At 51.1% G+C, this 13783-nt stretch carries 13 protein-coding genes and 2 tRNA genes; 14 read left to right on the top strand and 1 reads right to left on the bottom strand.

Annotation, left to right across the window (positions count from 1 at the left end):
• Positions 1-117 precede the first annotated feature (117 nt).
• On the bottom strand, positions 118-414 hold the full coding sequence (gene yhbY, locus Q399_RS0110780; protein WP_031568373.1) for a ribosome assembly RNA-binding protein YhbY: 297 nt from the start codon (positions 412-414) through the stop codon (positions 118-120).
• An 83-nt stretch (positions 415-497) separates the two neighbouring features.
• On the opposite strand from yhbY, the gene rlmE reads away from it, so the two are divergent.
• The 14 genes from rlmE (at position 498) to rpsO (ending at position 13584) form a co-directional block, all read left to right on the top strand.
• Entirely contained in the window at positions 498-1127 is a 630-nt protein-coding gene (gene rlmE, locus Q399_RS0110775) for a 23S rRNA (uridine(2552)-2'-O)-methyltransferase RlmE (RefSeq protein ID WP_031568372.1), read from the top strand.
• Between the two features lie 53 nt (positions 1128-1180).
• Positions 1181-3100, top strand: a complete 1920-nt coding sequence (ftsH, locus tag Q399_RS0110770; RefSeq protein WP_211253298.1) for an ATP-dependent zinc metalloprotease FtsH — start codon at positions 1181-1183, stop codon at positions 3098-3100.
• Between the two features lie 55 nt (positions 3101-3155).
• Positions 3156-3998, top strand: a complete 843-nt coding sequence (folP, locus tag Q399_RS0110765) for a dihydropteroate synthase (protein WP_031568370.1) — start codon at positions 3156-3158, stop codon at positions 3996-3998.
• The gene (gene glmM, locus Q399_RS0110760) at positions 3995-5329 is read left to right on the top strand and encodes a phosphoglucosamine mutase (protein ID WP_031568369.1); all 1335 of its coding nucleotides are present in this window, start codon (positions 3995-3997) and stop codon (positions 5327-5329) included. The genes folP and glmM overlap by 4 nt, the downstream gene beginning before the upstream one ends.
• 149 nt (positions 5330-5478) lie before the next feature.
• On the top strand, positions 5479-6219 hold the full coding sequence (gene tpiA, locus Q399_RS0110755) for a triose-phosphate isomerase (protein ID WP_031568368.1): 741 nt from the start codon (positions 5479-5481) through the stop codon (positions 6217-6219).
• Positions 6220-6221: 2 nt separating this feature from the next.
• Positions 6222-6566, top strand: coding sequence for a preprotein translocase subunit SecG (gene secG / locus Q399_RS0110750; protein ID WP_031568367.1), 345 nt, complete (start codon positions 6222-6224; stop codon positions 6564-6566).
• Positions 6567-6592: 26 nt separating this feature from the next.
• Positions 6593-6676 (top strand) — tRNA-Leu (locus Q399_RS0110745).
• Between the two features lie 119 nt (positions 6677-6795).
• Positions 6796-6872, top strand: a tRNA-Met gene (locus tag Q399_RS0110740).
• Between the two features lie 212 nt (positions 6873-7084).
• Positions 7085-7540, top strand: coding sequence for a ribosome maturation factor RimP (gene rimP, locus Q399_RS0110735; RefSeq protein ID WP_031568366.1), 456 nt, complete (start codon positions 7085-7087; stop codon positions 7538-7540).
• Positions 7541-7572: 32 nt separating this feature from the next.
• Positions 7573-9069: a transcription termination factor NusA gene (gene nusA / locus Q399_RS0110730; RefSeq protein ID WP_031568365.1), complete on the top strand. Its 1497-nt coding sequence runs from the start codon at positions 7573-7575 to the stop codon at positions 9067-9069.
• Positions 9070-9093: 24 nt separating this feature from the next.
• Positions 9094-11766 carry a translation initiation factor IF-2 gene (gene infB, locus Q399_RS0110725; RefSeq protein WP_031568364.1) on the top strand — a complete coding sequence of 891 codons (2673 nt, stop codon included), beginning with the start codon at positions 9094-9096 and terminating at the stop codon, positions 11764-11766.
• Between the two features lie 77 nt (positions 11767-11843).
• Complete coding sequence (gene rbfA, locus Q399_RS0110720; RefSeq protein WP_031568363.1) at positions 11844-12278, top strand: 30S ribosome-binding factor RbfA; 435 nt, start codon at positions 11844-11846, stop codon at positions 12276-12278.
• A gap of 2 nt (positions 12279-12280) precedes the next feature.
• Positions 12281-13207 (top strand): tRNA pseudouridine(55) synthase TruB, encoded by a 927-nt coding sequence (truB, locus tag Q399_RS0110715; RefSeq protein ID WP_031568362.1) that lies wholly within the window; start codon positions 12281-12283, stop codon positions 13205-13207.
• 107 nt (positions 13208-13314) lie between these two features.
• Positions 13315-13584 (top strand): 30S ribosomal protein S15, encoded by a 270-nt coding sequence (gene rpsO, locus Q399_RS0110710; RefSeq protein WP_031568361.1) that lies wholly within the window; start codon positions 13315-13317, stop codon positions 13582-13584.
• Positions 13585-13783 lie beyond the last annotated feature (199 nt).

The following is a 13783-nucleotide window of genomic DNA, read 5'->3' as shown; positions in this document are numbered from 1 at the left end:
GCGTTGGCCTGAAAGGTGAGCGCCATGGATGGAAGCACATAAAAAAACCGCCTGGAGCGGTTTTTTAAATTTCATGTACTCAAACAACAGAGTCATCTGCTGTTTGTGCTGACGAAATCAGCCACGTGGCAGTTGCAGTTTTTTGTCCTTGGCGGCGCGGTACAGCACCAGAATATGACCAATTACCTGCACTTTCTCGGCTTTGGCTTCACGGACAATAGCGTCCATTACAGCCAGTTTTTCTTCGCGGTCAATGCTTGGCACTTTGACTTTAATCAGCTCGTGGTGCTCCAAAGCCAGGTCGACTTCGGCCATCACGCCCTCGGTCAGACCATTGCCACCCAGCAGGATCACCGGCTTTAATTCGTGGGCTTTGGCTTTTAAAAATTGTTTTTGCTTGTTTGTAAGACTCATAAAATAGATTTTTCCGTGTGGAAAGCTTGAAATAGCGTCATTGTACCGCCATCTTGCAGGGAAGACCAATTAAGAGTGTTTCCATGACAAAGAAAAAGCGCTCGGCCAGTTCCAGCCGCTGGCTGCAGGAACATGTGTCCGACCCTTTTGTGCATAAGGCACAAAAATTAGGCTTGCGCTCCCGGGCTTCTTTTAAGCTCGAAGAGATCCAGCAAAAAGATAAGTTGATCAAAAGCGGCATGACAGTCGTAGATCTGGGCTCAGCCCCCGGTAGTTGGTCGCAGTTGGCGGCAGAACTGGTGGGGCAGGACGGCATGGTCATCGCCTGCGATATTTTACCGATGGACCCGCTGGCCGGTGTGGCGTTTTTACAAGGCGATTTTCGCGAAGACGCAGTGCTGGAAGCCTTACTGACCCGAATTGACGGCCGCAATGTCGATGTTGTGTTATCTGACATGGCGCCGAATATGAGTGGCAATGCCACAGTAGATCAGAGCAGAAGCATGTATCTGGTCGAACTGGCGCTGGATATGTGTAACAAAGTGCTGAAGAAAAACGGTAGTTTTGTCGTCAAAGTGTTCCATGGCGAGGGCTTTGAAACCTTTGTCCAGCAGGTCCGGGACGTATTTACCAATGTACGGATCCGCAAACCCGATTCGTCCCGCGCCCGTTCCAGCGAGACATATATCGTGGCGACTGGTTTCAAACTCTAGTAAAGTAGCAACAGAAGCAATTCTGGTAACAAGAGGTTATTTCCTTGAGCGACATGGCAAAGAATCTGATGGTATGGCTGGTGATAGCCGTCGTACTGATGACGATGTTCAACAGCTTCAGTCCGGCCGACCGGTCAGACCGCAGCACCAGCTATACCCAATTCATCAATGATGTGAACCAGGGACAAATCCGTGAGGTCCAGGTTGACCGCGGTGGCGTGGTGCGGGCAGTCCGTAAAGACGGCCAGCGTATCGAAACAACAATTCCTGGCGGTTATGATGAAAAACTGCTGGACGATCTGATTAAAAACAACGTGGATTCTACTGGCGTGAAACCGGAAGAAACCAGCCTGTTGGGTCAGATTTTCATTTCCTGGTTCCCGATGCTGTTGTTGATTGGTGTATGGATTTTCTTCATGCGCCAGATGCAAGGCGGTGGTGGCAAAGGCGCGATGTCTTTTGGTAAGAGCCGCGCGCGCCTGATGGGTGAAGACCAGATTAAGACGACCTTTGCTGACGTTGCCGGTTGTGACGAGGCCAAAGAAGAAGTGACTGAGCTGGTTGATTATTTGAAAGACCCGTCACGCTTCCAGAAACTTGGTGGCCGTATTCCGAAAGGCGTGCTGATGGTAGGCCCACCGGGCACAGGTAAAACATTGCTCGCTAAAGCAATTGCCGGCGAAGCCAAAGTGCCGTTTTTCACCATTTCCGGTTCTGACTTCGTCGAGATGTTTGTTGGTGTCGGCGCGAGCCGCGTGCGTGACATGTTCGAACAGGCGAAAAAAGCTGCTCCGTGCATCATCTTCATCGACGAAATTGATGCGGTTGGCCGTCAGCGTGGCGCAGGTCTTGGCGGTGGTCATGACGAGCGCGAGCAAACGCTGAACCAGATGTTGGTAGAGATGGACGGTTTTGATGGCAACGAAGGTATTATTGTCATCGCGGCTACCAACAGACCAGACGTGCTGGACCCGGCGTTATTACGTCCGGGCCGCTTCGACCGTCAGGTCGTGGTGGGTTTACCGGATGTCCGTGGCCGTGAACAAATTCTGAAAGTGCATATGCGCAAAGTCCCATTGGGTGATGGCGTAGATGCGTCATTAATTGCACGTGGAACGCCGGGTTTCTCTGGCGCTGATTTGGCCAATCTTGTGAACGAAGCGGCTTTGTTTGCAGCACGCAATGGTCGGCGCGTGGTGTCGATGGACGAGTTTGAAAAAGCCAAAGACAAAATCCTGATGGGCACAGAGCGTCGCTCTATGGTCATGACGGAAAAAGAAAAAGAAATGACGGCTTATCACGAAGCTGGTCACGCTATCGTCGGTCGTCTGGTGCCGGAACACGACCCGGTGTACAAAGTCAGTATTATCCCGCGTGGTCGTGCTTTGGGTGTGACTATGTATTTGCCGGAGCAGGACCGCCACAGCCACTCTAAACGTTTCCTCGAGAGCATGATTAGCTCTTTGTTCGGTGGCCGGATAGCGGAAGAGCTGATTTACGGCTCTGAGGCGGTCAGCACCGGTGCTTCAAACGACATCGAGCGTGCAACCAATCTGGCGCGGAAAATGGTGACGCAGTGGGGTTTCTCTGAAAAGCTGGGCCCATTGCTGTACGCTGAAGAAGAAGGTGAAGTGTTTCTTGGGCGCTCAGTGACCAAAAACAAGCACATGTCTGAAGATACGGTGAAGCTGATTGACCAGGAGATCCGCGAGTTTATCGACCGCAACTATGTGCGGGCAAAGCAGCTGATCGAAGAGAACATGGACATATTGCACGCGATGAAAGATTGCCTGATGCAATACGAAACTATCGATGCTAAGCAAATCGATGACCTGATGGCCCGCCGTGAAGTACGTCCACCAGAGCACTGGGAGCCGAAGGACAAAAAGCCGGAAGCTCCAGGCTCAGGCGGCGCGGCGGCGACAGCAGCACCAGCTGCTGACGTGACGCCAAGCGAAAGCCATAGCAGTTAATCCCTGTGTATCAATGGAAACCCCGGCAAGCCGGGGTTTTCTGTTTGGAGTCCCAATGGAATTGTTATTACCCCGCCAACGCCGGTTGGACTTGCGCCAGACCAGACTCATGGCGATCCTGAATGTCACCCCTGATTCTTTTTCTGACGGAGGCCATTTTACCGGCGAACAAGCTTGTTTAACGCGGGTCAACGAATTAGTCGCCGCCGGCGCTGAAATCATTGATATCGGCGGAGAATCGACCCGGCCCGGTGCTGCCGATGTTGCGCTGGACGACGAGTTACAGCGAGTTGTGCCGGTGCTGAGCACTATCCGGCGTAAATTTCCTGACCTGGTGATTTCAGTGGACACCAGTAAAGCCGAAGTGATGCGGCAGGCGGCGCATGCCGGCGCTGACATTCTCAACGATGTGCGGGCTTTGCAGGAGGCAGGCGCTCTGGAGGTTGCGGTTGCCAGCCAATTGCCGGTGTGTCTGATGCATATGCAGGGGCAACCCCGGTCGATGCAGCATCAACCGGTGTATCAGGATGTTGTCAGTGAAGTTCTGCATTGGTTAGTCTCGCGGGCAGAACAATGCCAGCAAGCAGGGATCCCGGCATCACAAATCATCCTGGACCCAGGATTTGGATTTGGTAAAAGTCTCAGCCACAACTATCAGCTGCTGGCGGCGATGCCGGATTTTGTCGGGAGCGGATATGCGATTCTGGCCGGAATGTCACGTAAGTCGATGATCGGCCAGTTACTTCAGCGGGATGTGTCAGAACGTTTGGCAGGCAGTATTGCCTGTGCCACAATAGCCGCCATGCAAGGGGCACAGATTATTCGTGTCCATGATGTCAAAGAAACGGCAGATGCTTTAGCTATTGTTGCCGCGACCAAATCTGGAGTAATTCAATGAGCAGGAAGTTTTTTGGAACTGATGGTGTACGTGGCCGGGTCGGCGAGTTTCCAATCACACCGGAATTCGCGATGAAATTAGGCTGGGCTGCAGGCCGGGTGTTGTCACAGCGCGGTACGCGCAAAGTGTTGATTGGTAAGGACACCCGTATTTCTGGTTATTTGCTGGAGACAGCATTAGAAGCCGGCTTAATCTCTGCAGGTATAGATGTACGGTTATTGGGCCCAATGCCAACTCCGGCAGTTTCTTACCTGACCCACACTTTCCGCGCGGAAGCCGGTATTGTGATCAGTGCGTCGCACAACCCTTATTACGACAATGGCATTAAGTTCTTCTCCGGCGACGGCAGTAAACTGGCCGATGACATTGAACTCGCGATTGAAGCCGAGCTCGAGCAGCCAATGGTGTGTGAGCCTTCCGAAAAGCTCGGTAAAGCGCAGCGCATTGACGATGCTTCAGGTCGTTATATTGAATTTTGTAAAAGCCACCTGCCGAATCATATGTCGTTGAGCGGCTATAAAATCGTGCTGGATTGCGCCAATGGCGCCACCTACCACATTGCACCAAATGTATTTCGTGAGTTAGGCGCGGAAGTTCACACCATCGCTTGTACTCCAAATGGTCTGAATATTAATGAAAAGTGCGGCGCAACGCACACAGACGACCTGCAAAAAGCGGTGGTTGAATTAGGCGCTGACCTCGGTATTGCTTATGATGGCGATGGCGACCGGGTGATGATGGTGGATCATTTAGGTCGCCAAATCGATGGCGACGAAATTATCTATATGATTGCCCGCTCTGCGAAACAACGCGGCCGCCTGACCGGAGGTGTCGTTGGGACTTTGATGAGCAATATGGGCCTGGAATTAGCATTGGCTGAACTGGATATTCCATTTGTGCGCAGTAAAGTCGGCGACCGTTATGTAATGGAATTGCTGCAGGAAAAAGGCTGGCGCATTGGTGGTGAAAACTCTGGTCATGTGATCAATCTCGACCATACCGGTACTGGCGATGGTATCGTCGCGTCGTTGCAGGTCCTGGCTGCGATGATGGATACCAGCCTAAGCCTGGCCGAACTGAGTCACGGCATGACCAAGCTGCCGCAAGTACTGGTCAATGTGAAGTTTGAAAAAGGTTCGGCGCCGCTTGATAACATGCATGTAAAAGAAGTGATTGCTCAGGTTGAAGCTGAATTACACGGTCAGGGCCGGGTGCTTATTCGTAAATCCGGTACAGAGCCGTTAATTCGTGTAATGGTTGAAGGAAGAGAACAGACCCAGGTACAGGAATATGCTGAGCGAATTGCTGCAGCAGTAAAACTGGCCAGCTAAGTTCTGCGTTGTTTCAGCGCAATTCTCTCTGCGCAGATGCGCTGAAAAAATGAGCCGGAAAAAATCTAGGCACAGGTTTTTTTCGGCTTTTGCTTGTCTGCAGGTGCGATGTTCGTTAAGATCGCGCCGGCTGAAACAGGGGAGTCCGCATGACAGTCCGTCGTCCGTTAATAGCTGCAAACTGGAAAATGAATGGCGATCGTGAGCTGGTCACTATGATGGCTGCCACACTGCAATGTATAGATAGCAGCCATGAAATTCTGATCTGTCCACCTGTAATATTTCTTTCTGACTTCCCGAAATCGACACAATACCGGCTCGGTGCTCAAAATGTCAGCAGTGAGAAGGCTGGAGCCTTCACAGGTGAAATAAGTGCTGATATGATTCGCGCCGCTGGAGCCGAGTATGTGATTCTCGGACACAGTGAACGGCGTTGTCTGTTTGCAGAAACTGACGCAACAGTTTTGCAAAAAGCACAGCAGGCTTTACGGGTCGGGATCACGCCAATTATTTGTTTTGGCGAGACTTTATCCGAGCGGCAGCAAGAAAAAACCATGTGGGTTCTTGCGCAGCATTTAGATGCAGTGTATGCTGCGCAGCCTGATTTACTGGCCGAATCCGTGATTGCTTATGAACCCGTTTGGGCCATTGGCACCGGTCTGACAGCAACGCCTGAACAGGCACAACAAGTGCATTCGTTTATCAGGCAACACCTGGCACGCATCAATGCGGATGCAGCTGCTAAGGTCAGAATTTTATACGGTGGCAGTGTCAATGCCGACAACTGGCCGACACTGTTCAGCCAGCCAGACATCGATGGTGCACTGGTTGGTGGAGCAAGTTTAAAACCAGCAGAGTTTGCTGCAATTTGCCAGATGGCAAAGGAATAAAGATGTACGAAATTATCATCGTCTTATACGCAATCGTCGCGCTGGCAATTATCGGTCTGGTACTAATCCAGCACGGTAAAGGTGCAGATATGGGCGCGTCATTTGGCGCCGGTGCTTCTGCAACAATTTTTGGTTCTGCCGGTCGTGGTAATTTCCTGACCCGTTCAACCACAGTCTTAGCAGTGTTATTTTTTGTGTTGAGCCTGATTTTAGGAAATTACAACACCACGCACATTCAGAAAAAATCTGAATTTGAGAACATCACAGCGCCGGCTGCCGCAGAAACTGCACCAGCTAAGCCTGAAGAGAAAAAAGAAGCTGCAAAAGATATTCCGGTTGGTAATTAATTCTCCCGGAATACCCTCTGAATAATGCCGAGATGGTGAAATTGGTATACACGCTACCTTGAGGTGGTAGTGCCCTAGGCATGCGGGTTCGAGTCCCGCTCTCGGCACCAATTCTTGTTATCGCCGTTGATGAATCGCGGTGGTTACGCAGTGTAATACAGACAGTGCACTGCTAAACAATATGTTGCGATACAGTGGTCTCCACTATATAATGCACGCCAGTTACGGACGCGGGATGGAGCAGCCTGGTAGCTCGTCGGGCTCATAACCCGAAGGTCGTCGGTTCAAATCCGGCTCCCGCAACCACTTTTACCAGCAATGATCGTTTTCACTGAATTCAGTCGTTGTAGCGAACCGCAAGTGAAACTTGAGTTCGCAACCAGATTTAAAGCAGGATTGGCGATATCCTGTTTTACCGGTGTAAAGTCGCCCCGATCTATCGGGGCGTTTTTATATCTGGGGTAACGTTGTACTACTATTCTGGGCTATATGCCCTTTTTTTATTTCCGGAGGTCTCTTTGACTAAACAAGAACAGCGTTTAACCGAGCTGTTGGCACCTACAGTAGAGGCTAATGGCTTCGAATTGCTGGGCATAGAGTTCATGGCCGCAGGTCGGCATTCCACCCTGCGTTTATTTATCGATCATCCGGACGGGGTTAATGTTGACCACTGTGCGTTGATCAGCCGTGAAGTCAGTGCCGTCCTTGATGTCGAAGACCCAATTCCCAACGAATACAACCTGGAGGTTTCTTCTCCGGGTTTAGATCGTCCTTTGTTTACCCCGGCACATTTCGCCAAGGTGGTCGGACAAAAAATTGAAGTCAAACTGGCCATTCCTCAGGATGGCCGCCGGCGTTTCAAAGGGCTTCTTAACGCAATAGAAGATGACATGCTCGTCATCGAAGTGGATGGCAAACCTTATCGTTTGCTTATGGATAACGTAGATAAAGCAAACGTAGTTCCGGTGTTCTGATAAGAACCACGGCTCTGAGTGAGGCAGAAATCATGGCAAAAGAAATATTATTAGTTGTTGACGCGGTATCGAACGAAAAATCAGTTCCGCGTGAAAAAATCTTCCAGGCGCTGGAATTCGCGCTGGCAGCAGCCACCAAAAAGAAAAATGAAGGCGATATTGAAGTTCGTGTAGCTATTGACCGTAAAACCGGCGCTTATGAAACTTTCCGTCGCTGGTTAGTTATTCCGGACGACCAGGTGCAGGAACATCCGTTCCGTGAAATGACCTTGTCTGCGGCTCAATATGATGAGCCAAATCTGAAAGTCGGCGATTACGTTGAAGAACAAATTGAATCTATTCAGTTTGACCGTATCACCACGCAAATGGCCAAGCAGGTCATCGTACAAAAAGTTCGTGAAGCAGAACGTTCACAAGTTGTTGAAGCTTACATCGACCAGGTCGGTGAGCTGGTTACCGGCGTAGTGAAAAAAGTCAATCGCGAAAGCGTTATCGTGGACCTCGGTAACAATGCCGAAGCGATGTTAGCCCGCGAAGAGATGATCCCACGTGAAACTTTCCGTCCTGGTGACCGCATCCGTGCACTGCTGTATGCAGTGAACCCGGAAGCCCGCGGTGCCCAGTTATTCTTAAGCCGTACCCGTCCGGAAATGCTGATCGAACTGTTCCGCATCGAAGTGCCGGAAATTGGTGAAGAAATGATCGAAATCCGGGGCGCAGCCCGCGACCCAGGTTCTCGCGCTAAAATTGCCGTCAAAACCAATGACCGCCGGATTGACCCGGTTGGCGCCTGCGTAGGTATGCGTGGTTCTCGCGTACAAGCCGTGTCAGGCGAACTGGGTGGTGAGCGCGTCGATATCGTTCTGTATGACGACAATGCCGCTCAATATGTGATCAACGCGATGGCGCCGGCAGAAGTCGCCTCCATCATTGTTGATGAAGATGCCCACTCGATGGATATCGCGGTAGAAGATTCAAACCTGCCAATGGCGATTGGCCGTGCCGGTCAAAACGTGCGTCTGGCCAGTCAGCTGACACAGTGGGAACTGAACGTGATGTCAGTGTCTGACATGAAGAAAAAGCATCAGGAAGAAACGTCGAAAGTGCTTAGTGTGTTTATGGACGCGCTGGAGATCGACGAGGATTTCGCTTCTATTCTGGTCGACGAAGGTTTCTCTACACTGGAAGAAATTGCTTATGTACCGGTCTCTGAGCTGCTCAGCATCGACGGTCTGGACGAAGAAACTGTTGAAGAATTACGCCGCCGCGCCAAAGCCGTTCTGACGACCCGTGCGCTGGCCAGTGAAGAGTCACTGGAAGGTTCACAGCCAAGTGAAGCGCTGCTGAGCCTGGAAGGCATGGAAACCCACACCGCTTATGTCCTGGCCAGTAAAGGTGTGGTGACGCTGGATGATCTGGCCGAATTAGGTGTCGATGATTTGATTGAAATTGAAAAAATGGCAGAAGATAAAGCTGCTGCATTAATTATGGCTGCACGCAATATCGTTTGGTTTAGCGAGCAGAACTGATAGGTCAACGGAGGAAACTATTACATGGCAGATGTCACGATAGAAAAACTGGCCAGTGATGTGGGAACGACTGTTGATCGGTTGGTTCAACAATTTGCTGATGCAGGTATTGCAAAGCAGGCTGGCCAAATGGTCAGCGAAGATGAGAAAAAATCGCTGCTGGAGCACCTGAGTAAACAACACGGCGGTGCCAGCAATGAGCCATCACGGCTTACGCTGAAACGCAAAGAAAAAACCACGCTGAGTGTCAGCGGTGGTGCTGGCCGCAACCGCGAAATCCAGGTTGAAGTCCGCAAGCAAAAAACTTATGTCAAACGTCCGTTGATGGATGACGCTGCGATCAAAGCGGAAGAAGAAGCCCGTCTGGCCGAAGAAAAAGCCAAAGAGGAAGCTCGTCTGGAAGCTGAACGTCAGGCCGCTGAAAAACGCGCCCGCGAAGAAGCTGAGCGTAAAGCCGAAGCTGAGCGTAAGGCCGCTGACGCGAAAAAACGCGAAGCCGAGCGTGCCCAATTGGCTAAAGACGATCCGGAAGAAGCGGCCCGTCGTGCGGCGAAAGAAGAAGCCCGCAAAGAAGCCGAGCGCATCAAAGCGCAACAGGATGCAGAGCGTCTGCGCAAGCTGGAATTAGAAGCTCAACGCCAGGCCGAAGAAGCTCGTCGTCTGGCGGAAGAGAATGCTGAGCGCTGGTCACAGGAAGCTGCTCCGGCAGTGGAAGTTGGGGATTACCACCTGACCAGCAACGTATTTGCGAAACAAGCTGAAGACGAAGAAGATTCACGTGATGAGCGTGGTGGTCGTCGTCATGGCAAAAAAGCACCAGTTGGCAAAGCCAAGAAAAAAGACGACGCCGATGATAAAGACGCTTTTAACCGCGCCAATCGTCACAAGAAAAAGAAAACCCCAACCAGTATGTTGCACGGCTTTAACAAGCCAGCGCAGCCGGTTGAGCGTGAAGTAAAAATCGGTGAAACCATCACTGTTGCAGAACTTGCTGCCAAAATGGCGGTGAAAGCCTCTGAAGTCATCAAAGTGATGATGAAAATGGGCGCGATGGCTACCATCAACCAGGTGATTGATCAGGAAACTGCAGCTATCGTCTGTGAAGAAATGGGCCACAAGTTCACACTGACCCGTGAAAACGAGTTAGAAGAAACCGTGATGGCGGACCGTGAAGGTGAGGGCGCACTAGAGCCACGTGCTCCGGTCGTCACCGTGATGGGTCACGTTGACCATGGTAAAACCTCGTTACTTGATTACATCCGTAAAGCGAAAGTGGCCGCTGGCGAAGCTGGTGGTATTACCCAGCATATCGGTGCTTACCACGTTGAAACAGACCGTGGCATGATCACGTTCCTTGATACTCCGGGTCACGCTGCATTTACCTCGATGCGTGCACGTGGTGCCAAAGCGACAGACATTGTAGTTCTGGTTGTTGCTGCAGATGACGGTGTGATGCCACAAACTAAAGAAGCTATCCAGCACGCAAAAGCGGCCGGTGTGCCAATTGTTGTTGCCGTGAACAAGATTGATAAACCTGATGCAGATCCAGATCGTGTCCGTAACGAACTGTCGCAATACGGCGTTATTTCTGAAGACTGGGGCGGCGATACACAATTCGTGCAGGTTTCTGCGAAAACGGGCTTAGGCATCGACGACTTGCTGGAATCACTGTTGGTACAGTCTGAATTACTGGAACTGACCGCGGTGCGTGAAGGTATGGCGCGTGGTGTGGTTATCGAGTCCCGTCTGGACAAAGGTCGTGGTCCGGTGGCGTCTATCCTGGTACAGGAAGGCACGCTGAGCCAAGGCGACATCGTGTTGTGTGGTCTGGAATATGGCCGTGTGCGTGCGATGCGTGACGAAAATGGTCATGAAGTGAAAGAAGCTGGCCCGTCGATTCCGGTCGAAATTCTGGGTCTGTCCGGCGTTCCTTCAGCCGGTGACGAAGTGACTGTGGTTCGCGACGAGCGTAAAGCCCGTGAAGTTGCACTGTATCGTCAGGGTAAATTCCGCGACGTTAAACTGGCACGTCAGCAAAAAGCCAAGCTGGAAAACATGTTTGCAAACATGACTGAAGGCGATGTGGCCGAGCTGAACATCGTACTGAAAGCCGACGTACAGGGTTCTGTTGAAGCGATCAGCGAGTCACTGTCACGCTTGTCGACAGATGAAGTGAAAATTCGCATCATCGGTAGCGGTGTTGGTGGTATCACTGAAACTGACGCCACGTTGGCAGCGGCCTCGTCTGCCATCGTTATCGGCTTTAACGTCCGTGCCGAAGCCAACGCCCGTAAGATTATCGAAGACGAGAATCTGGACTTACGCTACTACAGCATCATCTATGAACTGTTAGATGAAGTGAAGGCTGCAATGACCGGCATGCTGGCGCCCGAGTTCAAACAACAGATCATCGGTCTGGCTCAGGTTCGCGATGTGTTCCGTTCACCGAAATTCGGTGCAGTTGCCGGTTGTATGGTCACTGAAGGTATCGTCAAACGCAATGCGCCAATCCGTGTACTGCGTGACAACGTGGTTATTTACGAAGGCGAACTGGAATCGCTGCGCCGCTTTAAAGACGACGTCTCTGAAGTGCGGAACGGCTTCGAGTGTGGTATCGGCGTGAAGAACTACAACGACGTTCGTGAAGGCGACCAAATCGAAGTGTTCGAAGTGGTTCAGGTTGAACGTACACTGTAATCTATTGAGTTAATAGAAATTATTGAATGAAGCAGGGGCCAGCGGCCCCTGTTTGTTTCTAATTTCAGGTGAGTATTATGGCAAAAGAATTCAGCCGGGTTGACCGGCTCGCCCAGCAAATGCAGCAGGAAATGGCACTCATTCTGCAGCGGGAAATTAAAGACCCACGGTTACATACCATGATCACAGTGTCTGATGTGGATGTGTCCAAAGACCTGTCACACGCCAAAATCTATGTAACTTTCCTTGGCCTCGAAGCGGACAAAGTCAAACAAAACCTCGACATCCTGAACGATGCCAGTGGTTTTATCCGTAGTTTGATCGCCAAACGCATTCAGGCACGCATTGTGCCGACAGTTCGTTTTTACTTCGATAAGTCGCTGGATGAAGGCATCCGGATGGCGAATCTGGTGGAAAATGTGCGTAAAAGCGACGAACAGAAGCGTAAAGACGCAGGCCAGGAACTGGAAGCGAAACCAGTCGCTGACACAAAGTCTGACGAAGAAGAATAAGCATGGCGCGACGTATCGTTGATGGCATACTGCTGTTGGATAAACCGCTGGAAGTGTCCAGTAACGGCATTTTACAGCGGGTACGCTGGTTATATCAGGCTGAAAAGGCCGGTCATACCGGTGCTTTAGACCCGCTGGCGTCTGGTTTATTGCCAATCTGTTTTGGTGAAGCCACCAAATTCAGTCAGTTTTTGCTGGATACCGACAAGACTTATGAAGTCAGTGCGCGTTTTGGCGTACGCACCGATACTTCAGATGCGGCCGGTGAAATTATCAGCGAAAAACCGATTAACTTTGATTTGGCACAGTTACAGCAGGCAGTTGAAAAGATGCGGGGGCCGCAGCTGCAGGTTCCTACGATGTTTTCTGCGCTGAAGTATCAGGGGCAGCCGCTGTACAAATATGCCCGTCAGGGCATCACAGTGCCGCGCGATGCCCGGCCCATCAATATTTTCCGCTTTGATTTACTCGATTTCGACGGTCAGAATGCCCGGTTTATTGTGCATTGCAGCAAAGGCACATATATCCGCACTTTGATTGATGATTTGGGTGAAACGCTCGGCAGCGGTGCTTATGTCACCGCGTTGCGCCGGACTCAGGTCGGGCCTTTTCAGGCCAGTCAAATGCTGACTGATGCGTTTCTGGCGCCGCTGAATCAAGCGCAGGATTGGGCGGGGCTGGATGCCTTGTTGTTGCCAATGGATTATGCACTGGCCGGTTTGCCGCGGCTGACATTAGACCCTGCGGCAGTGAAACGTCTTCGGCATGGCCAGACAGTTTTGCTGACCCCTGAGCTGCTGGCACTGTTGCCGGCAGAGCCAAGCGATGCTATTGCGCTTTATGACGACCAACAAAGTTTTATTGGGGTTGGGATGCAGGAAGGCGCGGAACTCAAAGTGCGGCGTCTGCTGAATACGGCTAATCGCTGAGATAATGCTTGTACTGAGCGCGTGCTGTGTTAGAATGCGCGCTCTTTTTTGGTCGTAGGCTGGATTAGTGCCTGGCTGCGGCTGTATTTCATATCCTGGAGGATACTATGTCACTAACTACTGCTGAAAAAGCAAAAATCCTGGCTGACTTCGGTGCAAACGCTGCTGATTCAGGTTCAACTGAAGTTCAGGTCGCTCTGCTGACCGGTTCTATCAACAAGCTGCAACCACACTTCGCTGAACACAAACACGACTTCCACTCACGTCGTGGTCTGTTGCGGATGGTTTCTCAGCGTCGTAAACTGCTGGACTACCTGAAGCGTACTGATTCAGCTCGTTACGCAACACTGATCGAGCGTTTAGGTCTGCGTCGTTAATCGACCAGCCAAACCAGAAAAAAAAGGAGCTTTTAGCTCCTTTTTTTATGCCTGCTATATTTCAATCCCTCTGCGTTCAGCGAATTCCTCGGTTCCCCCATTTTACTGCGATAAAAAGCCGGGCTTTTTCCTGCTGCACTTTGGTGCTGAACTATCTTTTCCGCCCCTGAAACAGCTATACTGTGCCGCGCAATATCGA

Origin of the sequence: Rheinheimera texasensis DSM 17496, assembly GCF_000711985.1 — a bacterium.
GTDB classification, from domain to species: domain Bacteria; phylum Pseudomonadota; class Gammaproteobacteria; order Enterobacterales; family Alteromonadaceae; genus Pararheinheimera; species Pararheinheimera texasensis.
The sequence above is the reverse complement of the archived record's forward strand: the minus strand, read 5'-3'. Positions and strand labels throughout refer to the sequence as shown.